Origin of the sequence: Curtobacterium sp. NPDC086286 (assembly GCF_044746255.1) — a bacterium.
Lineage (GTDB): Bacteria > Actinomycetota > Actinomycetes > Actinomycetales > Microbacteriaceae > Curtobacterium.
The window spans coordinates 159,042-183,217 of sequence record NZ_JBIVBW010000005.1 but is presented as its reverse complement, the minus strand read 5'-3'; the positions used below and the strand labels follow the sequence as shown (position 1 = coordinate 183,217).

The following is a 24,176-nucleotide window of genomic DNA, read 5'->3' as shown; positions in this document are numbered from 1 at the left end:
CCGGGTTGACATCCGTCGGTGCGTCAATGTAGGTTGACACGCGTGGACCGACCGACCATCACGAGCCTCGCCGCCGGCGCAGCCGGAGACGACCCGTTCTCCGCCCTCGCCAGCGTGCGCGAACTCCGTCGTGAGCTCGACCGGACCGAGGAACTCGCCGCCCGACGTGCCCGGAACGCCGGCGCCTCGTGGCAGGAGATCGCGACGCTGCTCGGCGTCAGCCGCCAGGCAGTGCACAAGAAGTACGGCAGAAACTAGGAACACGATGAGCTCCCCCTTCGCCAGACCCAAGAAGACCGACGGTCCCCGCGCCACGTTCGGCCGACTACTGAGCTACCTGTTCGAGAACAAGCCCGCGATGGTCGTCATCATCGTGCTGAGCGTCCTCGGTGCCGGTGCGTCCCTCGCGCAGCCGCTGCTCGTCAACCAGGTCATCACCGCCGTCCAGCACGGCAACACCCTGAGCACCCTCGTCTGGCTGCTCGTCGGACTCGTCATCGTCGCGGGCGTCCTCAACGGTGTGCAGCACTTCCTGCTGCAGCGCGCGGGTGAAGGCGTCGTCCTGTCCACCCGGCGGAAGCTCATCGCTCGCATCCTCAACCTGCCGATCTCCGAGTTCGACACGCGCCGCACCGGCGACCTCGTCTCCCGCGTCGGCAGCGACACGACACTGCTGCGCGCCGTGCTGACGCAGGGCCTCATCGAGTCGATCGGCGGCGCCCTGACGTTCATCGGCGCCATCATCGCGATGGCCGTCATCGACCCGCTGCTCCTCGGCATCGTCGTCGTCATCGTGCTCGTCGCGATCGTCGTCGTCGGCGGGCTCAGCCGCCGCATCCGCGTCGCGTCGAAGCGCGCGCAGGAGAAGGTCGGCGACCTCACCGCGGCGGTCGAACGCGGCATCGGTGCCGTCCGCACGATCCGTGCCGCCGGTGCCACCGAGCGCGAGGTGCACGAGGTCGACGGCCACGCGACCGAGGCCTACCGTCGTGGCCTCGACATCGCGCGGATGTCGGCGTTCGTCGTCCCCGTCGCGAGCATCGTCATGCAGGTCGCGTTCATCGCCGTCCTCGGCGTCGGTGGTGCGCAGGTCGCAGCCGGCACCATCACGATCGCGACGCTCATCACGTTCATCCTGCTGCTCTTCATGATGATCATGCCGCTCGGCCAGGCCATGGGCGCTGCCGTCGCCGTCGCCCAGGCGCTCGGTGCGCTCGGCCGGATCGAGGAGATCCTGCACCTCCCGACCGAGGCGCAGGACGACCAGGCCGTCCGCGTCGCCGCCGCGGTGGAGAGCGACGACGCGATCGCCTTCGAACACGTGTCGTTCCGGTACGCGCGTCCGGCCCAGGCCTCCGGTGCGGACGGCGCCGAGCCGGCCGTCGACGACGACACCGCCTCCGACGACGTGGTGCTGCACGACGTGTCCTTCCGGGTCCCCCGCGGATCGCGGGTCGCACTCGTGGGTCCGTCCGGCGCGGGGAAGTCGACCACGCTCGCCCTCATCGAACGGTTCTACGACCCGACCGACGGCGTCATCCGGCTCGGCGGCGTCGACGTCCGTGGCCTCGACCGCGCCGAGCTCCGCGCGCAGATCGGGTACGTCGAACAGGACGCTCCGGTGCTCGCCGGCACGATCCGGGCGAACCTGCTGCTCGGGTCACCGGACGCCACCGAGGACGACTGCGTCCGCGTGCTCGAGGCCGTCAACCTCGGCGAGGTCCTGCACCGCGACCCCCGCGGCCTCGACGCCCAGGTCGGCGAGGACGGCGTCATGCTCTCCGGCGGTGAACGGCAGCGGCTCGCGATCGCACGGGCACTCCTCGCCGCTCCGCCGATCCTGCTGCTCGACGAGTCCACCTCGTCGCTCGACGGTGTCAACGAGCAGAAGATGCGCCTCGCGATCGACGCCGTGGCCGAGGACCGCACGCTGCTCGTGATCGCGCACCGACTGTCCACGGTGGTGGACTCGGACGTGATCGTCGTGCTCGAGCACGGCCGGGTCGTCGGCGTCGGGACCCACTCGGAGCTCGTCGAGTCGACGCCGCTCTACCGCGACCTGGCGAAGCACCAGCTGCTCGTCTGAGCCGGCGCGGCAGCGGTCGGTCGACGGCGCGCCGAGGTCAGAGGAGTGCCCCGCCGGGGTTCGCCAGTCCCTCGTCCATGTCGCTGTGGTCGACGTGCCCACCTGCGGCGCGGATCTCGTCGAGCGCCCGCGCACTCCGGGCGTCGTCCACCCCGACCACCAGGTCGTCGTAGACCGCGACGTCGTATCCCGCAGCCCGGGCGTCGAGCGCCGAGGCGCGCACGCAGTGGTCGGTGGCGATGCCGACCACGTCGATCGTCACGACGCGGCGCTCGGCGAGGACCTCGGGCAGCGGGACGCCGTCCTCGGTGCGCGCCTGGAACGCCGAGTAGTCCGGCGTGCCCTGCCCCTTGAAGACGTGCACGTCGATCGGAGCGGTGTCGAGCCGCGGGTGGTACTCGGCCCCCGAGGTCCCGGCGACGCAGTGCACCGGCCAGGTCGTCTCGTAGTCCGGACCCTCGGGACCGGCGAAGTGGCCGCCGTTGTCGTCGTCGCCGTGGTGCCAGTCGCGCGACCCGACGATGAGGTCGTACTCGTCGGCGTGCCGACCGAGGAACGCGGTGATGCGTCGCGCGAGGTCGTCCCCGCCGGTCACACCGAGGGCACCGCCCTCGGTAAAGTCGTTCTGGACGTCGACGACGAGGAGTGCCCTGGACATGGGTCCATCCAACACCCGCGGCCTCAGGAGCCGGTGAGCCTGCTCCCGCACGAGTACGTCGCCGCCGTCACCGCGTCGAGTGCGGGCAGCGCCGCAGCCCGCGAGGACCCGATCGCGTAGAAGGCGAACGTCAGGCGGGTCCCGTCGGCCGCGTCGATGTAGCCGCCGAGGGTGTTCGCGCTGTCGATCCACCCGGTCTTCGCGTGCACCTTGCCCCGGGCGACCGCGTTCGCCCCGGTGAACCGACTGGCCAGCGTGCCGGACTGCCCGGACACCGGCAGGGCGTTCGCGAGCGTCCCGAGGCCCTTCGCACCGGCGGCGACCTGCACCATGAGGTGCGCGACGAAGTTCGGCGACACGGCGTTCGCGGCGCTCTCCCCCGAGCCGTCCTTGATGACGATGCCGGCCGGGTCGACGCCGTACGACTTCAGGGCTGCCTGGTACACGGCGGTCAGCGAGGCTGCGGAGCCGTCCGAGCCGGACTCCTTCGACGAGATCCGCGCGAGCATCTCGGCGAGGGTGTTGTCCGAGTTCGGGATCATCTGCCCGATGAGCGTCGACACCGGCTGCGAGGAGACCGTGGCGATCGTGTCCGTGCTGGTCGTGGCACGTTTGACGATCTGCGCGTTCCCCGCACCGGCGACCCCGGCGTTCGCGAGGGCCGTGCGGAACAGGTCCCCGGCGCGACCGACCGGGTCGGTGGAGCGCGGCGAGGTCTGGGCACCCGGGTTCGCGCGGTCACCGTCGACCATGAGCGCCGTGACGTTCGGCTGGTAGCCGATCGTCCGCTCGCTCACCGGCCAGGTGGGGTCCCAGGCGTCGGCGTCGTTCCAGTACGTGTCGTCCGTGACGATCGTCGTCACCGGGGTGTTGCCGAGCTTCGCCTTCACCTGCTGGGCGAGCTGCGCGAGCGTCGGGGCGCCCGGGTACACCGTCGCTCCACCTGCCGAGAGCGTGGCGTCACCGTGGCCGACGAGGGCGATCGCACCGCCGGACTCCTTCGTCACGGTGGTCGGGATGCGGTGGTCGCCGCCGAGGACGGCCAGCGCGGTCGCCGTCGTCAGGGTCTTCATCACGCTGCCGGTCTGTGCGGCCTCGTCACCGTTGCGCGAGAACAGCACCTCGCCGGTCTTCGCGTTCATGACGTACCCCTCGAACGCGCCGAGGCCGCTCGCCGAGGCGGCGTTCGTGATCGTGCAGGTCCGGAGGGCGGAGGGACCCGCGGCGTCGTCCGGCACCGTGCGGCCGCTCGGCGTCGGTGTCGGTGTCGGGGCGGCCGTCGTCGGTGCGGGGCTGCTCGACGCGGTGGCGGACGCCGTCGCGGCCGCCGTGGTCGTCGGGGTCGGCATCGTCGCCGCCGCCACGGCCACGGCACCGCCGGACCCGAGCACGAGCACGGTCGCGAGGCCACCCGCGATCCACGGCACCGGGCGGCGGGCGAACGAGGCGCGGACGGCGGTGCGCGCGTCGCGGAGGCGGTCCGCGACGCCGCGCGGTGAAGGCTGCTGGTCGGACATCGCGAACGATCCTACGGAACTGCGGGAGGAGCCTCCAGGCCCACTTTCCGGATCCGGACGTTCCGCGCCCTGCCGGACGTCAGCCGTCGGTCGGTCGCGTCAGCCGTCGGCCGGGTACCGGACGCCGACCTGTCGGCGGGCCTCGTCCATGAGCGCCATGATCGCGACCGTCTCCTCGGGGTCCATCGGACCGCCCTCGTGGGTGCCGGACTCGACCATCGACTCGAACGCGCGGACCTCGTGCGCGTAGCCGGTGAGCTCCTCGCGCCCGTCGAACTCCTCGACGACGTTCCCGTCGCGGTCGCGGAGCCGCCAGGTCGTCGGCGTGAACCACGTCGAGTCCAGGTCGATGCGGCCGTCCTCGCCGATGACCGAGGCGGTGTTCGGACTGCGGAGGTCGAGCCCGAAGTGGAGCATCGACTGCGACCCGCCCTCGTGCGTCAGCACCAGGCCCATCTGGGTGTCGACGCCCTGCTCGCTCAGGGTGCCCGCGGCGACGACCGACGTGGGGACGCCGAGGACGTCGACCGCGAACGAGATCGGGTAGATGCCGAGGTCGAGCATCGCACCACCGCCGAGTGCCGGGTCGTTCAACCGGTGTGCCGGGTCGGACGGCAGCGCCTGGTGGTGCGTCGCCTCGACGAGCCGGACCCGCCCGATGCGGCCCTCGGCCACGAGCTCGCGGATCATCGACATCTGCGGGAGGAAGCGCGTCCACATCGCCTCCATGACGGCGACGTCGGCGCGCCGGGCGGCGTCGACCACCAGGCGGGCCTCGTCCGCCGTGATCGTGAAGGCCTTCTCGACGAGGACGTGCTTGCCGGCCTCGATGGCGAGCAGTGCGTCGGCCGCGTGCCGCGAGTGCGGTGTCGCGACGTACACGGCATCGACGCCGTCGTCGGCGACGAGGTCCTCGTAGGAGCCGTGCGCCCGCGGGATCCCGAACTCGGCCGCGAACGTCTCGGCGCTCGCGAGCGTCCGGCTGCCGACCGCGACGAACTCGACCCCCGCGGCCGTGCAGTCGCCCACGAAGGAGCGTGCGATGCCGCCCGTACCGATGACTCCCCAGCGAACCGTCATGGGACCTGTCTACCAGGGGCCATGCTCGGCACACCGCTGTCCGCCCGCAGCACTTTGGTATGGACTGCACTGGTGATTGCCAGCTAGCGTGCTGCTGCACCCCCTGAACGGGGGTCCCGCGGTCGCGTCCGACGGCCGCTCCCCCAGCAGAAAGCGATCAGGTCCTCCATGCGCCGATCCGTCCTGTCCGTCGTCGCCACGAGCGCGGCCATCGTCATCACCTCGACCCTCGTCGGTGTCACCCCGGCGACCGCGCACGGCTGGGGATCGCCCGGACACGGCTGGGCACCGCCGGGACACTCGGCCGACGCGGGACTGCAGCCCCGGACGCAGTTCACGATGGCGGCCGACGGTTCCTCCGGCGCGAGCCAGGGCGGCGAGGGCATCCCGAACATCGACTCGGTCAAGAAGACCATCGCGACGTACTACGGCGACCCCGGCACCGGACTCGCGAACCGCACCGACTCCCCCTACATCCGCGAGATGCGGTCCATCGTCGACCGGCAGAGCGCCCAGCTGCAGCGCATCCACGACGCCGCGGTCCGTCGCGGCGAGAAGCCCGCGATCGTCCTCGACGCCGACGACACGACGCTGTGGACCTACGACATGGAGGTCGCGGACATGCACTTCGTGTTCGACCCGGCCCGCCAGGACGAGTGGGTGCAGGACGAGCGCTTCCCCGCGACGCCGTCGATGGTCGGCTTCGTGAACCGGGCGCAGTCGCTCGGGTTCACGGTCTTCGGACTCACCGGTCGGAACGACGACCAGAAGGCCGCCACCGTCCAGAACCTGTCGAAGGTCGGCTACACCGCGTTCACCCAGGACCGCTTCTTCACGAAGTGGACCGGGGTCGGTGCGTCCCAGCAGCCGTCGTACATCACCTGCGCCACGGCGAAGTGCACGACCGTCGAGTACAAGGCGCTCACGCGGAAGCACATCGAGCAGGACCTCGGCTACGACATCGCGCTCAACGTCGGTGACCAGTGGAGCGACCTGCAGGGCGGGTACGCCGACCGCTCCGTGAAGTTGCCGAACCCGACCTACTACCTTCCCTCGGCCGACCTGCCCGGAGTGTCCGAGCCGCGCCTGACGCCCCGCACGCACTTCACCATGGCCGCGGACGGCTCCTCCGGCGCCACCCAGAGCGGCGAGGGCATCCCGAACATCGACTCCGTGAAGTCGACCATCGCGACGTACTACGGCGACCCCGGCACCGGCCTCGCCAACCGCACCGACTCCCCGTACATCCGCGAGATGCGGTCCATCGTCCGGAAGCAGGCTCCCGTCGTCGCCGCTCAGTGCGCCGTCGGCCGGAAGCTCCACCGCAACCCCGCCATCGTGCTCGACGCCGACGACACCACCCTGTGGACCTACGACATGGAGGTCGCCGACATGCACTTCGTGTTCGATCCCGCCCGCCAGGACGAGTGGGTGCAGGACGAGCGCTTCCCCGCCACCCCGTCGATGACCTCGCTCGTGTCGATCGCCCAGCGCTCCGGCTGCACGATCATCGGGCTCACCGGGCGCAACGACGACCAGAAGACCGCCACGATCGAGAACCTGCAGAAGGTCGGGTACCCGCAGTTCGCGGCGACGCAGCGCGGGACGCAGACGTACTACACGAAGTGGACCGGCGTCGGTGCCTCGCAGCAGCCGTCGTACATCACCTGCGCCACGGCGAAGTGCACCACCGTCGAGTACAAGTCGCAGACCCGAGCGCACATCGAGTCGCGCTCGGGTGGGCGGTACGACGTGGTGGCGAACTTCGGCGACCAGTACAGCGACCTGCTCGGTGGGTCGGCGGACCGGAGCGTGAAGCTGCCGAACCCGACGTACTACCTGCCCTGAGGCCGGGTCGGGCCGGGCCGGGCCCGGCCCGGTGCGCAGGCGCCCGACCCGGCTTCGGGCCCGGCGCCCGGCGCCCGGCGCCCGGCTCGGGCCCGGCGCCCGGCGCGGCTTGGGCCCGGCGCCCGGCCCGCGAAGCAGAAAGCCCCGGTCAGACACTGTCTGACCGGGGCTTCTCGGAGCCGCCTGTCGGAATCGAACCGACGACCTATTCATTACGAGTGAATCGCTCTGCCGACTGAGCTAAGGCGGCGGACGCTCCGTTGCCGGAGCGGCACGGGACACGACTATACAGGTTCAGACGAGCGAACGCGAAACGAGCGCGTCGAGGTCGGCGAACGACCGTTCGAGCTCGTCGACGAGGTGGGTGTCCGACCCCGCGTCCGACCACTCCCACCACGCGTGCCGCAGCGCAGCCAACGCCACGAGGGACGCCAGCCGCGCCCGACGACGCCGCTCCGGGGTCTCGCCGTAGGCGTCCGGAGCTCCGTCCGCAGCTGCCGCGAAGCGCGCCACGACGGCCCCCTCGATCGCCGCCTGGAACTCCTTCATCGACTCCATCCGCCGACTGAAGAGCTCCGGCGCGGCGCGGAGCACCTGCTGCCGTTCCTCGATCAGCCCACGTTCCTCGATGAGTTCGCGCGTCGAGTGCACGAGCAATGCCCCGAGGTCGGCGAGCAGGTCCCCCGTCGGCCCACCGGCCACGAAGTCCGCGAGGGTGTCGTCGTCCGGCAGCGTGGGATCGTCGCCGAGGATCGCACCTTCCTTGTTCGGGAAGTAGTTGAAGAACGTCCGCGGCGACACGTCCGCACGCCGCGAGATCTCGTCGACCGTCACCGCCGCGAGCCCCTCCTCGATCGCGATGCGGAGCGCGGCCTGCTGGATCGCGAGTCGGGTGGCGCGGCGCTTCCGCTCGCGCAGGCCGGGTTCTGCGTCGGACATGCGGTGATTGTCCCATGCGCGGGGGCGCAGGCGGATGGGGAACGTCACAGGGTGCGGTTCGGGACGGCCTGGAGGCGCGGTGCGAGCGCGTCCTGCGTCTCACCTCGGGCAGGTGGTCCCGCCCAGGGCGCGGGTCAGCGGCGCGCGCGGGCGATGGTGACGAGCAGCGCCTCGAGCGCGAGGAGGGCCGCCACGTTCGCGGCGATGCGCTGCCGAGCGAGCGCGATGGCGTCGAGCACCTCGAGCGCAGCGGCCGGGGTCACCGACTGCAGTGCGTGGTCGAGCTGTTCCCGCATCGCGAGGTTCACCGGTTCCGCCGGCGCCCCGAGTCCGAGCAGCAACAGGTCACGGTACAGCGACGAAACATCAACGAGGATCCGGTCCAGCCCGTCCCGGAGGCTCCGCGTCGCCCGACGCTTCTGGTCTTCCTCGAGCAGGCGCAGCTGCGAACGGAGTGCCGGCGGGATCGTGCCGCCGGGCTCGACGCCGAGCGAGCGCATCGCGGCGTCGCGTTCCTCGGCGTCGCGCTGCTGCGTGATCGCCTTGGCGTCCTCGTCGGCGACGGCGAGCAGGTCGGCGGCGGCCATCACGGCGTCTCCGACGGTCCGGACGCCGAGCACCGTGCTGAGCGTGCGGCGTCGACGGTCGCGGGCGTCCTCGCTGGTCGCCAGACGCTGTGCCATGCCGATGTGGCTCTGCGCCTGGCGTGCGGCGTCCATCGCGAGGACGCGGTCCACACCGGTCCGGGCGACGAGCAGGTCTGCGACGGACTCGATGCCCGGCACGCGGAGGCGGACCGACCGCACGCGCGACCGGATCGTCGGCAGCAGGTCGGCCTCGCTCGGGGCGCAGAGGATCCACACGGTGCGCTCCGGCGGTTCCTCGAGCGCCTTGAGGAGCAGGTTCGACGTGCGTTCCGTCATGCGGTCCGCGTCCTCGATGATCACCACGCGGTACCGGCCGACGGAGGGCGAGTAGTGCGACGACGTGACGAGCTGCCGGATCTCGTCGATGGTGATGATGACCCGCTGCGTCGTCAGGACCGAGACGTCCGGGTGGGTCTTCGCGGTGATCTGCTGGAGCGTGTGGTCGTCGTCCGGACCGTTGCCGACGAGTGCGGCGGCGAAGGCGGACGCGACGTTCGACCGGCCGGAGCCGGGAGGCCCGGTGATCAGCCACGAGTGTGTCATGCCACCGGTGCCGTCGGGCGACTCGGCCGCGTTGCGGAGCGACGCGACCGCTTCCTCTTGCCCAGTCAGGCCGTCCCACACGCTCACGGGATCATCCTGCCAGCCGCCACCGTCATCCCTCGACGATCCCGACCAGTGGAGCGACCGCGGAACGGATCGCGCGCTGGACGTCCGCGGCCGGGGCGGACGCGTCCACCACGAGGAAGCGCTCGGGCTCGGCGGCGGCCATGTCGAGGAACGCCTGGCGGACCGTCTCGTGGAACGTCTCGGCCTCGGACTCGAGTCGGTCGAAGGTGTCGCCGCGCGCCGCGGCCACCCGCGCACGCCCGACGGTGACGTCGAGGTCGAGCAGGATCGTGCGGTCCGGCGTGAGCCCGTCCGACGCCCAGTCCGACACCGAACGGATGTGCTCGGCGCCGAGGCCGCGCGCGACACCCTGGTACGCCACCGAGGAGTCGATGTACCGGTCCTGCAGCACCACGTCGCCGCGGGCGATGGCGGGGCGGACGAGGGTCTCGACATGGTGCGCGCGATCGGCCGCGTACAGCAGGGCCTCAGCCCGAGGCGCGACGTGGCCGCGCTCGTGCAGGACGATCTCGCGGATCCGCGTGCCGAGGTCGGTGCCGCCCGGTTCACGGGTGCGCACCACGGTCCGGCCGTGCTCCTCGAGCCAGGCGGTCAGCAGCTCCGCCTGCGTCGTCTTGCCCGCACCGTCGCCGCCCTCGAGCGTGATGAACCGGCCGGTCACTTCTTCTTGGCCGCCGGCTTCCGCGCCGGTGCCTTCTTCTTCACCGGTCCCTTGGCACGCTTGTCCGCGATGAGCTGCACGGCGCGGGCGTGGTCGACGGCCTCGACGTCCTCGCCGCGCGGGATCGTCGCGTTGGTCTCGCCGTCCGTGACGTACGGACCGAACCGGCCGTCCTTCATCTTGATCGGCTTGCCGGACACCGGGTCGGCGTCGAACTCCTTGAGCGCTGCGCTCGCCGAGCTGCGGCCGCCGTACTTGGGCTGGGCGAAGAGCTCGAGCGCACCGGGGAGGTCGATGTCGAAGATCGCGTCCTCGCCCGGCAGGGTCCGGGTGTCCGTGCCCTTCTTGAGGTACGGACCGTAGCGGCCGTTCTGCGCGGTGATGTCGTCGCCGGACTCGGGGTCCTTGCCGACGACCCGCGGCAGGTCGAGCAGCTTCAGCGCCGTCTCGAGGTCGACCGTCTGCGGGTCCATCGACTTGAAGAGGGACGCCGTGCGCTCCTTGGGCGCCGCGGGCTTCTTCGTGGTCTTCTTCGCCGGAGCCTTCTTCGCGGCACCCTTCGCGGTGGTCTTCGCTGCGGGCTCCGCCTCGGCGGCGGCCGGCGTGGCCTGCGCGTCGAGCACCTCGCCCGTCGCGGCGTCGACCGCGGGTTCCGGCTCCGGGGTGCGCTCGGTCACGTACGGACCGAACCGGCCGTCCTTCGCGAGGACCTCTTTTCCGGTCTCGGGGTTGATGCCGACGACGCGGTCCCCGAGCACCGGGGCGTCCACGAGCTCGCGGGCCTTCTCGGCGGTGAGCTCGTCGGGAGCGAGGTCCTCGGGCACGTTGACGCGACGGGGCTTCTCGGGGTCGTCGCTCGGCACCTCGATGTAGGGGCCGTAGCGACCGATGCGGAGGGTCAGCCCCGGCGCCAGTTCGACGGAGTTGATCTCACGCGCATCGATCTCGCCGAGGTTGTCGATGACCGTGCGGAGCCCGCGCTGGTCACTACCACCGAAGTAGAACTCCTTGAGCCAGTCGACCCGGTCGGCGTCGCCGTTCGCGATCCGGTCGAGGTCGGCTTCCATGTCGGCCGTGAACTGGTACTGCACGAGGTCACCGAAGTACTCCTCGAGCAGCCGGACCACGCTGAACGCGATCCAGTTCGGCACGAGCTGGGTCCCGCGCAGCGACACGTAGCCGCGGTCGATGATCGTCGGGCTGATCGTCGGGAAGGTCGACGGGCGACCGATGTCGAGGTCTTCGAGCGTCTTGATGAGGCTCGCCTCGGTGTAGCGCGGCGGCGGGGTGGTGTCGTGCCCCTTCGCGACGACGTCGTCGACGGCGAGGTGCTCGCCTTCCTTGACGTCCGGCAGCGCCACGTCGTTGCCCGAGCGGTCCGAGGACTCGTGGCGGTCCTCGTCCTTGCCCTCTTCGTAGGCGTTGAGGAACCCGCGGAAGGTGATGACCGTACCGGACGCCGTGAACTCGGCGTCGGTGCCGTTCGCCGTGGCCGGGATGCCCTCGACGGACTCCCCGGAGGAGATGCCGAGCACGATCGACGCCGTGGAGCCCTTGGCGTCCGCCATCTGCGACGCGATGGTGCGCTTCCAGATGAGGTCGTAGAGGCGCCACTCGACACCGGTCAGCGTCCCCTCGAGCTGCGACGGGGTGCGGAAGGTGTCGCCGGCGGGGCGGATCGCCTCGTGCGCTTCCTGCGCGTTCTTGCTCTTGCTCGCGTAGACGCGCGGCTTGTCCGGCACGGTCGCGGCGCCGTAGAGGTCTGCCGCCTGCTTGCGAGCGGCGTCGAGCGCCTGCTTCGACAGGTTGACCGAGTCCGTACGGATGTAGGTGATGTAGCCGTTCTCGTACAGCGTCTGCGCCGCACGGGCGGTCTGCCGCGGCGAGAGGCGGAGCTTGCGCGCCGCTTCCTGCTGCATGGTCGACGTGGTGAACGGTGCTGCCGGGCGGCGCGTGTAGGGCTTCGACTCGACGCTGCGGACGGTGGCGTCACCGGCACGCTCGAGCACGGTGGTGAGCGCGGCCGCGGCGGCTTCGTCGAGGCGGACGGCCTCGCCCTTCAGGGAACCGCGGTCGTCGAAGTCACGACCGGAGGCGACCCGGGTCCCCTGGACCCGCGCGAGTCGAGCGGTGAAGGCGGCGTCGCCCTCCTTCTCGAAGCGCGCGCTGAGGTCCCAGTAGTTGGCGGACACGAAGGCGAGGCGTTCGCGCTCACGGTCGACGACGAGACGCGTGGCAGCGGACTGCACGCGACCGGCCGAGAGCCCCGGACCGATCTTGCGCCAGAGCACGGGCGAGACCTCGTACCCGTAGAGACGGTCGAGGATGCGGCGGGTCTCCTGCGCGTCGACGAGCGCGGTGTCGAGTTCACGGGTGGCTTCCTGCGCGCGCTGGATCGCCTCCTTCGTGATCTCGTGGAAGACCATGCGCTTGACCGGCACCTTGGGCTTGAGGACCTGCAGCAGGTGCCACGCGATGGCCTCGCCCTCGCGGTCCTCATCAGTTGCGAGGTAGAGCTCGTCGGCTTCCTTGAGCGCACGCTTCAGCTCGGAGACGGTCTTCTTCTTCGCGTCCGAGACGACGTAGTAGGGCTCGAAGCCGTTGTCGACGTCCACCGAGAACTTGCCGAGCGAGCCCTTCTTGAGCTCCGCCGGCAGGTTCTTGGGCTCGACGAGGTCCCGGATGTGTCCGACGGACGCCTGGACCTCGTATCCGTCACCGAGGTATTGCGCGATCGTCTTGGCCTTCGCGGGGCTCTCGACGATGACGAGCTTCTTCGTGCCTGGCACGTGTCTCCTTGATCGATGGTGCGCGTCGGCCCTGGACGACGAGCGCGTCCGGGTCGACCGGGGCACCGATGACCGGGGGCCGACAGGCACACCATACACATAGTGTTCGGGCTGGTCGTCCGCCGGACCGGCGACTGCGACTGCGCCCACGGCGAACGGTCCGCCGCCGACCACGACCCGGACCCGGGCGGCGGAGGCAGCCGTAACGCAGGTGTCGAGGGCTGCCTGGTTCCGCGCTGCCACGCGCGTCGCGACGGAACAGGGTTCGCCCGGGACGAGCCCGACGAGGGCCGCCGCGGCGGCGAGCGCCGAGGCGTCGGCAGCGGCCTGGGCGCGGATCGTGGCCACGCGCAGTCCGGCTCCGGCGAGCGCCGCCGTCAGGACGACGAGGACGACGCCGACGACCGCCGAGAGGAGGACGGTGGCGGACCCGCGCTCGTTCACCGTCCGTCCTCCGCAGCGCAGCCGGTGGCACGGAGCGGGACGGCCTCGAACGGCCCCACGGGCCCTCGTGCTGCCCGGACGCAGACGACACCACCGTCGCGGTGCACCGTCATGCCGGCCCCGGGTGCGAGGTGCTCGAGGGCTGCGCGCCCGGCCTCGTCGTCCCCGCGACCGAACGCTCGTGCCGCCGTGGCCGCCGCGAGCTGGAGGCGACCGAGGCCGTCGACGACGAGCACCGCGGCGACGAGCGAGGTCAGGACGAGTGCCACGACGGGGAGCACGACCGCGAACTCGACGCTCACGGTGCCGCGCTCCCCGTCCGCCGCCGGGCGCGGGTCAGCCGCGTACGGGTCAGAGGGACAGGGCACCACGGACGAGTTCCGTGAGGATGCTCTGCACTTCTCCGGAGCGCATCACGGCGACGAGGACCCCGGCGAACGCGACGGCGGCGAGGATCACCACCGCGTACTCGGCCGTCGCCGATCCCCGGTCGTCGTCGAGTCGTCGCCGGAGTCGGGCGCCGAGGGGCTGGCGGTGCGTGCTGGGTGTGTCGGTCATGTGACTGTCCTTCCTGGTGTGGTGCGATGCGATGCGATGCGATGCGATGCGACCAGCCTCGCCGCGAGCCGCCCTCGGCACAGGCCCGGTCACCGGATCTGTGGAGGATCAGCCGACGTCGACGACGGTGGAGGAGAGGACCCCGACCACCACGGGGACGACCCCGACGAGCACGAAGGCGGGGAGGACGCACACCCCGAGCGGCACGACGAGCCGGACCGCGAGTCGTTCCGCGGCGGCGAGGCCCGCGGCAGCGACGTCGTCGCGGACGTCCTCGGCAGCCGCGCGGAGGAGCGACGCGGCCGGGACCCCGGCACGCTGCGCGAGTGCGAGGACCTCCCGGAGGTGTTCGCCGTCCGCGGCACGGCACGGTCGGTCGGCGAAGGCGGTCCGCACGGCCGCTCCCCCGTCCGCCCACGACCCACCACCCGACACCGCGACCGCCCACGCGTCGAGCAGCACGCCCGGCAGGTGCCCGTCGGGCGTCGCCGCACGGACGAGGCGCGCGGTCCACGCCCGCCCCAGCACGACCAGCGCGGTGGAGAGGACGACGCAGGTCCAGCCGATCGGCGACGCCACGAGTACCTGGACGGCACCCGATCCCCAGGTCGACCCGAGCGCGAGGCCGAGCAGCGGCAACGCGAGCACCACCCGGGCGCTCGCTCGTGGACCGGCGAGTGCCACGAGGACGGCGCGGTCCGATGCCGCCGACCGCCGGAGCGCTCCGGCGAGTGCGCGGACGGTGCCCGCCGACGGCGCCCCGGTGTGTTCGGCGACGCGGAGCACGGCGGCGACGTCCTGCCACGCGGGGCCGGCGTCCTGCGGGAATCCGCCCACCAGTGCCCACGCCCGCGTGGGCGGGACGCCGGCGGCGACGAGCGTCGCGACCCGGTCCAGCGTCCGGGCCGCCGCCGCTGGGTCGAGCGCCGCGCGCCGTGGGCGCACCGACCGTCTCACCGCGACCGGTCCACCGGACGGACCACGAGCCTCCCGTCCGGACCGACACGGAACGCACCCACCGCGCCCAACCGCCGCCGACCCGCGTGCCGCTCGACGTGCACCACCAGGTCGAGCGCACTGACCGCCTGCCGGGCGAGCGCCTCCGGCCCGAGCCCGGCGAGCGCACCGAGTGCCTCGAGCCGCGCCGCCACGTCGGCGATCCCGTTGGCGTGCACCGTCCCCGCTCCCCCGTCGTGCCCGGTGTTCAGGGCGGAGAGGAGCTCGCGGACCTCGGCACCCCGGCACTCCCCGACGACGATGCGGTCGGGTCGCATGCGGAGCGCTTCGCGGACGAGCCGGTCGAGGCCGAGCGCACCGGCGCCCTCGGCGTTCGCCTGCCGGGCCTCGAGCGTGACGACGTGCGGGTGGTCGATCCGGAGTTCGGCGACGTCCTCGACGGTGACGATCCGCTCGTCGGGCGGGACGGCCGCCAGCATCGCGGCGAGCATGGTGGTCTTGCCGCTCCCGGTCGCGCCGGTGACGAGCACGTTGCGGCGCTCGTCGACCGCTCGCTCGAGGACCGACCGAGGGACGCGCGCGAACGCTCCGAGCGCCTCGAGCGACTGCAGGGTCGGCCGGGTCGGCGCGGGCAGTCGGATCGAGACCGCGGTCCCGCCGACGGAGACGGGTGCGAGCACGACATGCACGCGGATGCCGTCGCCGTGCCGGACGTCGACGCAGGGCGTGGTCTCGTCGACGTGCCGCCCGCCCCGTGCCACGAGTTCGGTCGCGAGTTCCCGCACCCGCCGTTCGGGCAGCTCGGGTCCGGCTCGTTCGAGCCCGCACCCCCGGTCGACCCACGTCCCGCGGCCACCGACCACGAGGACGTCGGTGACGCCCGCGTCGCCGACGAGCGCGGCGAGCTCCTCGAACTCAGCGGCGACGACGTCCCGACTCCGGATCGGTCGCGTGGCGCCGGGCAGGAACGGGGCGTCGGCACGGTGTCGGTGCATGCGACCAGAGAGTAGGGAACGGCCGTCGCCGTTCGGCGGTCCACTGCACCTTCTGTGGAGAGCTGCCCGCTCGGCGAGCAACGGACCGTTTTGTACCCCGGCACGCAATGCCGTACCCCACTCGGTGTCCCAGCGTCGGAACACCCGCACGCTACGGCCCGCCGAGCAGTGCCGAGTTCGTTTGTGCAACACGTGTCGAACAACCCGACGCACCGTTCCATGCAGGAGCATGGACAGGTCTGTCCACGCTTCGGCATGCCCGCGCGGATCGACGCGTGTCACCGACCACGAGCGCGGTCATCCGTGGCACGAACCGGCCCGGAAACGAGAAGAGGCGGCACCGGTTGGGGGGAACAGGTGCCGCCTTGACATCGGTGGATTGGGGGGAATCCGAACCGTTGCCGCCGGAAACGAGTCCAGCGGGAACTACTGTACCCCATGATCGGCCTCCGGAAGCAACCCCCGGATGGACTTCTGGGCGTGCCGCGGTGCACGCCCAGAGCGAACAGGACCGCCACGGCCGCACGCGCCCCCGCCGACCCGCGCCCATGCCGAGGGGTAGTCTCCGACTGCACCCCTGCCGCAACGACGCGAAAGGACATCGATGTCCGCTCCGACCCAGACCGACCCCCGCAACGACGGAGCCCCCGGCAGCCCGGACACCCCGGACGCAGGCCGAGACGCCACGTTCCCCCCGTCGCCGGAGTTCGTCGCCGACGCCGTCGCACACGAGGACCTGCACGAGGCCGCCTCCGCCGACCGCGAGGCGTTCTGGGCGGACCAGTCCCGCGCGCTCCTCGACTGGCGGACGCCGTTCACCCAGACCCTCGACTGGTCCGGAGCCCCGTTCGCGAAGTGGTTCGCCGACGGCACGCTCAACGTCGCCGAGAACTGCCTCGACCGGCACGTCCGCGCGGGCAACGGCGACCGGGTGGCGATCCACTTCGAGGGTGCTCCCGGGGACACCCGACGCATCACCTACGCCGAGCTGACCGCCGACGTGCAGCGCGCCGCGAACATGCTCACCGACCTCGGCGTCGGGCAGGGCGACCGCGTCGTCGTCTACCTCCCCCTCATCCCCGAGGCCGTCGTCACGATGCTCGCCGTCGCCCGCATCGGCGCCGTGCACTCGGTCGTGTTCGGTGGCTTCAGCGCGGAGAGCCTCCGCGCCCGCATCGAGGACGCCGGCGCGAAGCTCGTCGTCACGGCCGACGGCGGCTGGCGCCGTGGCGCGGTGTCCGCGCTCAAGCCCGCGGTCGACGAGGCGCTCGAGGGCGAGCGCACCGACAGCGTCGAGCACGTCCTCGTCGTCAAGCGCGGCGGCAACGACATCGCCTGGAACGAGCGCGACCTCTGGTGGCACGAGGAACTGGCGAAGGCGGACCCCACCCACGAGGCGCAGGCCTTCCCCGCCGAGACGCCCCTCTTCATCCTCTACACCTCGGGCACGACCGGGAAGCCGAAGGGCATCGTGCACACCTCCGGCGGGTACCTGACCCAGGCGGCGTACACGCACAAGAACGTGTTCGACATGCACCCGGAGAAGGATGTCTACTGGTGCACCGCCGACATCGGCTGGATCACCGGGCACTCCTACGTCGTCTACGGCCCCCTCGCGAACGGCGTCACGCAGGTGCTCTACGAGGGCACCCCGGACGAGCCGAAGCCCGGCCGCTGGTGGGACATCGTCGACGCGTACGGCGTCACGGTCCTCTACACCGCGCCGACCGCGGTCCGCGCCGCGATGAAGGCCGGCCGCGCGGTCCCGGAGGCCCGCAGCCTCGAGACCCTCCGACTGCTCGGCAGCGTCGGCGAACCGATCAACCCCGAGGCGTGGAACTGGTACCGCCAGGTCATCGGCCACGACCGCACGCCCATCGTCGACACGTGGTGGCAGACCGAGACCGGCGCGATCATGATCTCCGCGCTGCCCGGCGTCACGAAGCTCAAGCCCGGTGCCGCCCAGACACCGCTGCCGGGCATCGTCGCCGAGATCGTCGACGACGACGGCCACCGCGCCGACCCCGGCGAGAGCGGCTACCTCACCATCACCGAACCGTGGCCGTCGATGGCGCGCGGCATCTGGGGTGACCCGCACCGCTTCGTCGAGACCTACTGGTCACGGTTCCCCGGTCGGTACTTCGCGGGCGACGGCGCCCGGCTCGACGGCCAGGGCGACATCTGGATCCAGGGTCGGGTCGACGACGTCATGAACGTGTCGGGACACCGCCTGTCGACGGCCGAGATCGAGTCGGCCCTCGTCGGGCACGAGGGCGTGGCCGAGGCCGCGGTCGTCGGTGCCGCCGACGAGACCACCGGGCAGGCGGTCGTGGCCTACGTCATCCTCACGTCGGAGGCGGCGGCCGACGTCGACCGCGAGTCCGCGGCCGCGGAGCTCCGGAACTGGGTGGGCAAGCGCATCGGCGCCATCGCGAAGCCCCGGCAGGTGGTGATCGTGCCCGAGCTGCCGAAGACACGCTCCGGCAAGATCATGCGTCGCCTGCTCCGCGACGCGGCCGAGGGCCGTCGCATCGGCGACACGACCACGCTGGCCGACCCGACGATCATGGCGACCATCTCGGAACTCATGTAGCCGGAACGACGCGAGCCGCGCCTCCTGTCCGATCGGACTGGAGGCGCGGCTCGCGTGACGTGCGCTGCTGCCGGTCCGTCAGTCGGTGAGTTCCACCACCAGCTCGACCTCGACCGGCGCGTCCAGCGGGAGCACGGCGACGCCCACCGCGCTCCGCGCGTGGACGCCGGCGTCACCGAACACGTCGCCGACGAGCGTCGACGCGCCGTTCGCGACGCCGGGCTGCCCGGTGAAGGACGCGTCGGACGCGACGAACACCGTGACCTTGACGACGCGCGCGACCCGGTCGAGCGAACCGGCGACCGACTCGACGGCGGCGAGGGCGTTGAGTGCTGCCACCCGCGCCTGGGCCGTGGCGGTCTCGGCGTCGACCGTGCCGCCCACCTTGCCGGTGACCGGCAGCGCACCGTCCACGAACGGCAGCTGACCGGCCGTGTAGACGTACCGTCCGGTGACGACGGCGGGCACGTAGGCCGCGACGGGGGCCGCGACCGCCGGCAGGGTCAGTCCGAGCTCGGCGAGCCGGTCGGCGACGGTCATGCGTCGGCCTTCGGGCGCTTCAGGTAGGCGACGAGGCCGCCCTCGGGGCCGGTGACGACCTGGACGAGTTCCCACCCCTCGTCACCGAAGTTGTTGAGGATGGCGGTGGTGTTGTGGATGATCAACGGGGTCGTGAGGTATTCCCAGCGAGTCATGGAGATCCTTGCCAGCCTTTCAGTCGGCGGTGTCGTTTAGGCTGCATCCTATGTCTGCCCAGAAGACGTCTGCCTCGCGGACCAAGCCCGTCTCTGCAGTCGGCGCCTTCGTCGGTTTCGTCGGTTTCAGCGTGCTCGCCGGTCTGCTCGTCACGATCGGTGTCACCCCGGCCATCGCGGTCGCCGGTGTCACGACGACGTCGACGATCGGCGTGTTCGAGTCCCTGCCGGAGTACATCGAGATCGGTGACCTCCCGCAGCGCAACGAGCTGTACGCGTACCAGGGCGGCAAGAGCGTGCACTTCGCGACGGTCTACGACCAGAACCGTCAGGAGCTGAAGTTCGACCAGATCAGCGACCAGCTGAAGAACGCGGCGATCGACGGCGAGGACAAGCGCTTCTACGACCACGGCGGCGTCGACATGACCTCGCTCGTCCGTGCGGGCGTGGGCTCCCTCGCGGGCGGCCTCGGCGAGTCGGGCGGTGGGTCGACGCTGACCATGCAGCTCGTCCGCAACATCAAGATGAACCAGGCGCTCGAGCTCACCACTCCGGAAGAGCGTCTCAAGGCCTACAACGACGCGGTCGAGCAGACCATCCCCCGCAAGCTCGAGGAGATGAAGCTCGCGATCGGGCTCGCGAAGAAGTACACCCACAAGGAGATCCTCACCGGGTACCTCAACATCGCGTACTTCGGCGACCAGACCTACGGCGTGCAGGCCGCCGCGCAGCACTACTACAACAAGAGCGCGACCGACCTGACCCCGGCCGAGGCCGCCTCGATCCTCGCGATCGTGCAGTCGCCGAACACGCGCAACCTGTCGAACCCGAAGTACTACGACGCCAACGTCGCTCGCCGCAACGTCATCCTCAAGTCGATGTACGCGCAGAAGCACCTGACGAAGGCCGAGTACGACGAAGCCGTCAAGTCGAACCCGAAGGACTACGTCCACCTGACGCAGCCGTCCCAGGGCTGCAAGGCCTCGGTCGGCGACGGCTCGCAGTTCTTCTGCGACTACGCCGTGCAGGTCGTCAAGGAGATGTCGCAGCTCGGCGCCACGCAGAAGGAGCGCGACGCCGCCTGGCGCAACGGCGGCTACAAGATCCAGACGACGCTCGACATCGACGCCAACGCGCAGCAGAAGCAGGTGCTCAACACCTACGACAACAAGGCCGAGACGAACTTCAAGCTCGGCGCAGCGCTCGACTCGGTCGAGGTCGGCACGGGTCGCATCCTGACGATGGCGCAGAACAAGGACTACGACCAGTCGCTGCAGTCCCCGCCGACGTCGACGTCGATCAACTACAGCGTCGACAAGAAGTACGGCGGCGGCATCGGCTTCCAGGTCGGGTCGACCTACAAGCTCTTCACGCTGCTGCAGTGGCTCAAGGCCGGCCACGGCCTCAACGAGACCGTGAACGGGACGCCGCACAACACCGCCGTCTGGCAGCACTGTGGCGAACCGAGCTACACGAACTGGGCGCCGAAGAACGACTCCGCGGGTGAGAACGGCAACTACACCGTCGCCCGTGCGACCGCGCTGTCGGTGAACGCAGCGTTCGCCTCGATGGCCGCCAAGCTCGACCTCTGCGACATCAAGCAGACTGCGCAGGACCTCGGCGTGCACTCCGGTGACGACAAGACCGAGCTCAACTCGTACCCGTCGTCCATCCTCGGCACGAACAACATCGCGCCGCTGACGATGGCCGCCGCGTACGCCGGTGTCGCCAACAACGGCACCTTCTGCGAGCCCATCGCGATCGACAACGTCACCAACGCCGAGGGCAAGAGCCTCGGCGGCCAACCGAAGGCCTGCAAGCAGGTCCTCGACCCCTCGGTTGCGCAGACCGCGGTCTACGCGATGAAGGGCACGATCTCCGGCGGTACCGCGGTCGGCGCCCAGACCTACGACGGCACCCAGCTGTTCGGCAAGACGGGCACCACCGACGACGCCGACCAGATCTGGCTCGTCGGGTCGAGCACCCGCGTCGCCACGGCCTACTGGCAGGGCAACACCGACGGTGGCAAGAACAACCTCCGTCACTACGGCAACGGTGTCAGCGGCACCTACGCGAGCGCCCGTGCGGACGTCTGGCGGCAGGCGCAGACCCCGATGAACGCGCTGTACCCGGCCGGTGCCTTCACGGACCCGTCGTCCTCGGCCCTGCGCGGCAACGCGAAGGCCGTCCCGGACGTGACCGGCAAGACCGCTGCCGAGGCGAAGGCCGCGATCGCCGGCGCCGGGTTCACCTACGTGGACGGCGGCGCGCAGCCGGGCTCCGCGAAGGCCGGCACCGTCTCCTCGACCTCGCCGTCGGCCAACTCGCTGCTCTCGAGCGGTTCGAGCGTCACCGTCTACACCTCCGACGGCTCGCAGATCGTCATGCCCGCGATCGCCGGAGCAACGCTGGACACAGCGCGATCGAAGCTCAACGAGCTCGGGTTCTCGAACGTGAGCATCTCCGACTCGTACGTCAAGGGCGGCGCCGGCAAGACGTGCCGTGTGGCCTCGGTCGACCCGGGCGTGCACGCTGCGGCGAGCAAGGACTCCGCGGTGACGCTGACCCTCTACGGCGACAAGAACGGCAAGGCGCCCAAGGACTGCAAGTGAGTCGCGGTCGCGCTGCGCTGGGGGTCATCGCAGCGGGCGCGGCCGTCGGTGCCGCGTCGGCGGCCTGGGGCACGCTCGTCGAGCGACGTCGGTTCGGCATCCGGTGGGAGACCATCCCGGTGCTCCCGCCGGGGTCGCGCGACGTCACCGTGCTGCACCTGTCCGACATCCACATGGCGCCGTGGCAGGCCGACAAGCAGCAGTGGCTGCGTGACCTGAGCCTCGTCGAGCCCGACTTCATCGTCAACACCGGCGACAACCTCGGGCACCCCACGGCCAACGCTGCGGTGGAGTACGCGCTCGAGCCGTTCCGCGGCGTCCCCGGGGCGTTCGCGTACGGGTCGAACGACTTCTACGGGCCGACGCCGCGCAACCCGCTCAAGTACTTCGGCGGTCCGAGCACCCACAAGCACGGCACCCGCCCGGTCGAGCTCGACATCGACCGGCAGACGGCGTTCTTCGAGTCCCTCGGCTGGCTCGACGTGAACGACCAGGCACACGCCATCGAACTCCGCGGGTCGCGGTTCGAGCTGTTCGGGACGTCCGACGCCCACCGCGACTGGGACCGACTCGACCTGCTGCCGACCAACGTCGACGAGATGCGCGGCGACGTGCCCTGGTCGGAGGACGAGGACGGCCCCTCCCCCGTCGCCCTCGGCATCACCCACGCGCCGTACCGCCGGGTGCTCGACGCCTTCGTCACCCAGGGCGCCGACGTCATCTTCGCCGGGCACACCCACGGCGGACAGGTCCAGGTCCCCGGTGTCGGCGCGCTCGTCACGAACTGCGACCTGCCGCGTCGGTACGTCAGCGGGCTGCACAAGTGGCAGCACCGTGGGCACTGGTCGTGGCTCGAGGTCTCTGCGGGCCTCGGCACGTCGATCTACGCGCCGGTCCGCTTCGCCTGCCGACCCGAGGCCGTCGTGGTCACCCTGACGGCCCGCACGGACTGAACACGACGCGCCCGGGAGTTCGCCGGATGGTCACGACCACCCCCGATCATCGGATAGACTTCTGGGGTTGCTCCGGTACGGAGTGACCACACCGCGGGGTGTGGCGCAGCTTGGTAGCGCGCCTCGTTCGGGACGAGGAGGTCGCAGGTTCAAATCCTGTCACCCCGACACTGTGTTGAGACAGTACGAAGAAGGCCCTGGTTCTCCGGAACCAGGGCCTTCTGCTTTGCGTGGTGTGTCGGCCGGGGGCGCTCGCGCGTTCGTGAGCAGAAATGGTCGGGTGGCGTGCGGCGACCCGACCATTCCTGCTCACGAAGTGGCCGCGCGCGCGCGTACCCGCGGGCGCGTCAGACCGACGCGCCCTCCCCCGCAGCCACGAGCCGGCCCTCCGCGTGCAGCCCCGCCACCACGTCGAGCGCCTGGTGCCGGTACCGCGCCTGGGCTGCGCCAGGAGCGACGATCACGCCGTTCGCCCCGGTCGAGGCCACGAGCGCGTTGATCTTCGCCGCGACCTCGTCCGCGGTGCCGTACGCCTGACGCTCGGTCCGTGCCTGGATGAACCGCCGCTCGAGGTCGCTGAACTCGTACGCGCGGGCCTCCTCCATGGACACCGGCTCGGGCTTCGCGCCCTGCCGCATCCGGATGAACGAGATCATGCCCGGAGCACTCTGCTCGTCGATCACGGCGGGGTCCTCGTCGGTGACGACCTGCACGCCGATCAGCGCGTTCGGGGTCTGCCGGAAGCGCGACGGCCGGAAGGAGTCACGGTAGAGCGCGAGCGCGGCCTCGGTGTTGTCCGACGCGAAGTGGTGCGCGAAGGCGAACGAGACGCCGAGGGCACCGGCGACCTGCGCGCTGTACCCGGAGGACCCGAGCAGCCAGAACTCCGGCACGTCGCCGTAGCCCGGTACCGCTTGGATCCTGGCGAGGGGGTTCGAGGGGTCCATCCCGGTGAAGAAGCCGATCAGGTCGGCCAGCCGGTCGGGGAAGTCGTCGACGTCGAGCCGGTCGGTCCGGCGCAGCGCCATCGCGGTCGCGCCGTCGGTGCCCGGGGCACGCCCGAGGCCGAGGTCGACCCGGTCGCCGTAGAGCGCACGGAGCGTGCCGAACTGCTCGGCGATGACGAGCGGCGCGTGGTTCGGGAGCATGACGCCGCCGGAACCGATCCGGATGGTGGAGGTCGCGGCACCCACGGCGCTGAGCAGCACCGCCGGCGCGGAGGACGTGATCCCCGGCATGCCGTGGTGCTCGGCGACCCAGAAGCGCTCGTAGCCGAGCTTCTCGGCGTGCACCGCCATGTCGATGGAGCCCTGCAGGGCTTCGGTGTTGGACTGGCCGTACTCGCGGGTCGCGAGGTCGAGGACGGACAGGTGCACGGATGCGTCGCTCATGCAGTCGCCAACGCCACCCGGCCGACGTGCATTCCGCACCGCGTGCGGGCCTGGAGGCGCGGGTCGGCGCCGACCCGCGCCTCCAGTCCGGCAGACGGTCGCGTCTGCACGAGGCGGGCCGGC

Annotated in this window: 20 protein-coding genes and 2 tRNA genes; 7 read left to right on the top strand and 15 right to left on the bottom strand. The window is 71.1% G+C overall.

Features of this window, described 5'->3' with window-relative positions; translation table 11 throughout:
• The first annotated feature begins 42 nt into the window (after positions 1–42).
• Together ACIPKM_RS11020 and ACIPKM_RS11015 are read left to right on the top strand one after the other, a co-directional pair.
• Positions 43–258 carry a hypothetical protein gene (locus tag ACIPKM_RS11020; protein ID WP_022907338.1) on the top strand — a complete coding sequence of 72 codons (216 nt, stop codon included), beginning with the start codon at positions 43–45 and terminating at the stop codon, positions 256–258.
• Positions 259–265: 7 nt separating this feature from the next.
• Positions 266–2,086: an ABC transporter ATP-binding protein gene (locus ACIPKM_RS11015; RefSeq protein ID WP_070418422.1), complete on the top strand. Its 1,821-nt coding sequence runs from the start codon at positions 266–268 to the stop codon at positions 2,084–2,086.
• Positions 2,087–2,123: 37 nt separating this feature from the next.
• Here the strand turns inward: ACIPKM_RS11015 and ACIPKM_RS11010 are convergent, their stop codons facing one another.
• From ACIPKM_RS11010 to ACIPKM_RS11000, 3 genes are all read right to left on the bottom strand, one after another.
• Entirely contained in the window at positions 2,124–2,744 is a 621-nt protein-coding gene (locus ACIPKM_RS11010) for an isochorismatase family protein (protein WP_402736725.1), read from the bottom strand.
• A gap of 23 nt (positions 2,745–2,767) precedes the next feature.
• Entirely contained in the window at positions 2,768–4,261 is a 1,494-nt protein-coding gene (gene dacB / locus ACIPKM_RS11005) for a D-alanyl-D-alanine carboxypeptidase/D-alanyl-D-alanine-endopeptidase (RefSeq protein ID WP_083413913.1), read from the bottom strand.
• A 99-nt stretch (positions 4,262–4,360) separates the two neighbouring features.
• Positions 4,361–5,341, bottom strand: a complete 981-nt coding sequence (locus tag ACIPKM_RS11000; protein ID WP_402736724.1) for a Gfo/Idh/MocA family protein — start codon at positions 5,339–5,341, stop codon at positions 4,361–4,363.
• Positions 5,342–5,509: 168 nt separating this feature from the next.
• Here ACIPKM_RS11000 and ACIPKM_RS10995 point away from each other — a divergent pair, with 168 nt between their 5' ends.
• Positions 5,510–7,189 carry an HAD family acid phosphatase gene (locus ACIPKM_RS10995; protein ID WP_071295961.1) on the top strand — a complete coding sequence of 560 codons (1,680 nt, stop codon included), beginning with the start codon at positions 5,510–5,512 and terminating at the stop codon, positions 7,187–7,189.
• A 177-nt stretch (positions 7,190–7,366) separates the two neighbouring features.
• Here ACIPKM_RS10995 and ACIPKM_RS10990 read toward each other — a convergent pair.
• The 9 genes from ACIPKM_RS10990 to ACIPKM_RS10950 form a co-directional block, all read right to left on the bottom strand.
• A tRNA-Thr gene (locus ACIPKM_RS10990) sits at positions 7,367–7,439 on the bottom strand.
• Between the two features lie 44 nt (positions 7,440–7,483).
• On the bottom strand, positions 7,484–8,128 hold the full coding sequence (locus ACIPKM_RS10985; protein ID WP_402736723.1) for a TetR/AcrR family transcriptional regulator: 645 nt from the start codon (positions 8,126–8,128) through the stop codon (positions 7,484–7,486).
• Positions 8,129–8,262: 134 nt separating this feature from the next.
• Positions 8,263–9,405, bottom strand: a complete 1,143-nt coding sequence (locus ACIPKM_RS10980) for a DNA polymerase III subunit delta' (protein ID WP_402736722.1) — start codon at positions 9,403–9,405, stop codon at positions 8,263–8,265.
• Between the two features lie 25 nt (positions 9,406–9,430).
• Complete coding sequence (gene tmk / locus ACIPKM_RS10975) at positions 9,431–10,066, bottom strand: dTMP kinase (RefSeq protein ID WP_402736721.1); 636 nt, start codon at positions 10,064–10,066, stop codon at positions 9,431–9,433.
• On the bottom strand, positions 10,063–12,855 hold the full coding sequence (gene topA, locus ACIPKM_RS10970) for a type I DNA topoisomerase (protein ID WP_402736779.1): 2,793 nt from the start codon (positions 12,853–12,855) through the stop codon (positions 10,063–10,065). Before topA ends, tmk begins: the two co-directional genes overlap by 4 nt.
• 440 nt (positions 12,856–13,295) lie before the next feature.
• The gene (locus ACIPKM_RS10965) at positions 13,296–13,601 is read right to left on the bottom strand and encodes a TadE family type IV pilus minor pilin (protein WP_402736720.1); all 306 of its coding nucleotides are present in this window, start codon (positions 13,599–13,601) and stop codon (positions 13,296–13,298) included.
• Between the two features lie 49 nt (positions 13,602–13,650).
• Positions 13,651–13,857: a DUF4244 domain-containing protein gene (locus tag ACIPKM_RS10960; protein ID WP_070418415.1), complete on the bottom strand. Its 207-nt coding sequence runs from the start codon at positions 13,855–13,857 to the stop codon at positions 13,651–13,653.
• A gap of 108 nt (positions 13,858–13,965) precedes the next feature.
• Positions 13,966–14,802 (bottom strand): type II secretion system F family protein, encoded by an 837-nt coding sequence (locus ACIPKM_RS10955; protein ID WP_402736719.1) that lies wholly within the window; start codon positions 14,800–14,802, stop codon positions 13,966–13,968.
• 8 nt (positions 14,803–14,810) lie between these two features.
• The gene (locus ACIPKM_RS10950; RefSeq protein ID WP_083403414.1) at positions 14,811–15,809 is read right to left on the bottom strand and encodes a TadA family conjugal transfer-associated ATPase; all 999 of its coding nucleotides are present in this window, start codon (positions 15,807–15,809) and stop codon (positions 14,811–14,813) included.
• Between the two features lie 604 nt (positions 15,810–16,413).
• Between ACIPKM_RS10950 and acs the strand changes: the two genes are divergently transcribed.
• Positions 16,414–18,402 (top strand): acetate--CoA ligase, encoded by a 1,989-nt coding sequence (gene acs, locus ACIPKM_RS10945; RefSeq protein ID WP_071295955.1) that lies wholly within the window; start codon positions 16,414–16,416, stop codon positions 18,400–18,402.
• 78 nt (positions 18,403–18,480) lie between these two features.
• Here the strand turns inward: acs and ACIPKM_RS10940 are convergent, their stop codons facing one another.
• Positions 18,481–18,942, bottom strand: coding sequence for a RidA family protein (locus tag ACIPKM_RS10940; protein WP_071295954.1), 462 nt, complete (start codon positions 18,940–18,942; stop codon positions 18,481–18,483).
• Positions 18,939–19,097 carry a hypothetical protein gene (locus tag ACIPKM_RS10935; RefSeq protein WP_022907077.1) on the bottom strand — a complete coding sequence of 53 codons (159 nt, stop codon included), beginning with the start codon at positions 19,095–19,097 and terminating at the stop codon, positions 18,939–18,941. The genes ACIPKM_RS10940 and ACIPKM_RS10935 overlap by 4 nt, the downstream gene beginning before the upstream one ends.
• A 50-nt stretch (positions 19,098–19,147) precedes the next feature.
• Between ACIPKM_RS10935 and ACIPKM_RS10930 the strand changes: the two genes are divergently transcribed.
• The 3 genes from ACIPKM_RS10930 to ACIPKM_RS10920 all read left to right on the top strand — a co-directional run bounded on the left by ACIPKM_RS10930 (position 19,148) and on the right by ACIPKM_RS10920 (position 22,830).
• Positions 19,148–21,709: a transglycosylase domain-containing protein gene (locus ACIPKM_RS10930; protein WP_070418411.1), complete on the top strand. Its 2,562-nt coding sequence runs from the start codon at positions 19,148–19,150 to the stop codon at positions 21,707–21,709.
• Positions 21,706–22,662, top strand: a complete 957-nt coding sequence (locus tag ACIPKM_RS10925) for a metallophosphoesterase (RefSeq protein ID WP_070418410.1) — start codon at positions 21,706–21,708, stop codon at positions 22,660–22,662. The genes ACIPKM_RS10930 and ACIPKM_RS10925 overlap by 4 nt, the downstream gene beginning before the upstream one ends.
• Before the next feature lie 94 nt (positions 22,663–22,756).
• Positions 22,757–22,830, top strand: a tRNA-Pro gene (locus ACIPKM_RS10920).
• Positions 22,831–23,009: 179 nt separating this feature from the next.
• Here ACIPKM_RS10920 and ACIPKM_RS10915 read toward each other — a convergent pair.
• Positions 23,010–24,053, bottom strand: coding sequence for an LLM class flavin-dependent oxidoreductase (locus ACIPKM_RS10915; RefSeq protein ID WP_071302625.1), 1,044 nt, complete (start codon positions 24,051–24,053; stop codon positions 23,010–23,012).
• Positions 24,054–24,176: the final 123 nt, after the last annotated feature.

Bases quoted from the DNA above. Each gene is read 5' to 3' on its own strand.
- ACIPKM_RS10985 (WP_402736723.1), bottom strand. From the start codon at position 8,128: ATGTCCGACGCAGAACCCGGCCTGCGCGAGCGGAAGCGCCGCGCCACC.
- ACIPKM_RS11000 (WP_402736724.1), bottom strand. From the start codon at position 5,341: ATGACGGTTCGCTGGGGAGTCATCGGTACGGGCGGCATCGCACGCTCC.
- ACIPKM_RS11015 (WP_070418422.1), top strand. From the start codon at position 266: ATGAGCTCCCCCTTCGCCAGACCCAAGAAGACCGACGGTCCCCGCGCC.
- dacB (WP_083413913.1), bottom strand. From the start codon at position 4,261: ATGTCCGACCAGCAGCCTTCACCGCGCGGCGTCGCGGACCGCCTCCGC.
- ACIPKM_RS11010 (WP_402736725.1), bottom strand. From the start codon at position 2,744: ATGTCCAGGGCACTCCTCGTCGTCGACGTCCAGAACGACTTTACCGAG.
- acs (WP_071295955.1), top strand. From the start codon at position 16,414: ATGTCCGCTCCGACCCAGACCGACCCCCGCAACGACGGAGCCCCCGGC.
- ACIPKM_RS10940 (WP_071295954.1), bottom strand. From the start codon at position 18,942: ATGACCGTCGCCGACCGGCTCGCCGAGCTCGGACTGACCCTGCCGGCG.
- ACIPKM_RS10915 (WP_071302625.1), bottom strand. From the start codon at position 24,053: ATGAGCGACGCATCCGTGCACCTGTCCGTCCTCGACCTCGCGACCCGC.
- ACIPKM_RS10950 (WP_083403414.1), bottom strand. From the start codon at position 15,809: ATGCACCGACACCGTGCCGACGCCCCGTTCCTGCCCGGCGCCACGCGA.
- ACIPKM_RS10930 (WP_070418411.1), top strand. From the start codon at position 19,148: ATGTCTGCCCAGAAGACGTCTGCCTCGCGGACCAAGCCCGTCTCTGCA.
- ACIPKM_RS10935 (WP_022907077.1), bottom strand. From the start codon at position 19,097: ATGACTCGCTGGGAATACCTCACGACCCCGTTGATCATCCACAACACC.
- ACIPKM_RS10960 (WP_070418415.1), bottom strand. From the start codon at position 13,857: ATGACCGACACACCCAGCACGCACCGCCAGCCCCTCGGCGCCCGACTC.
- ACIPKM_RS10995 (WP_071295961.1), top strand. From the start codon at position 5,510: ATGCGCCGATCCGTCCTGTCCGTCGTCGCCACGAGCGCGGCCATCGTC.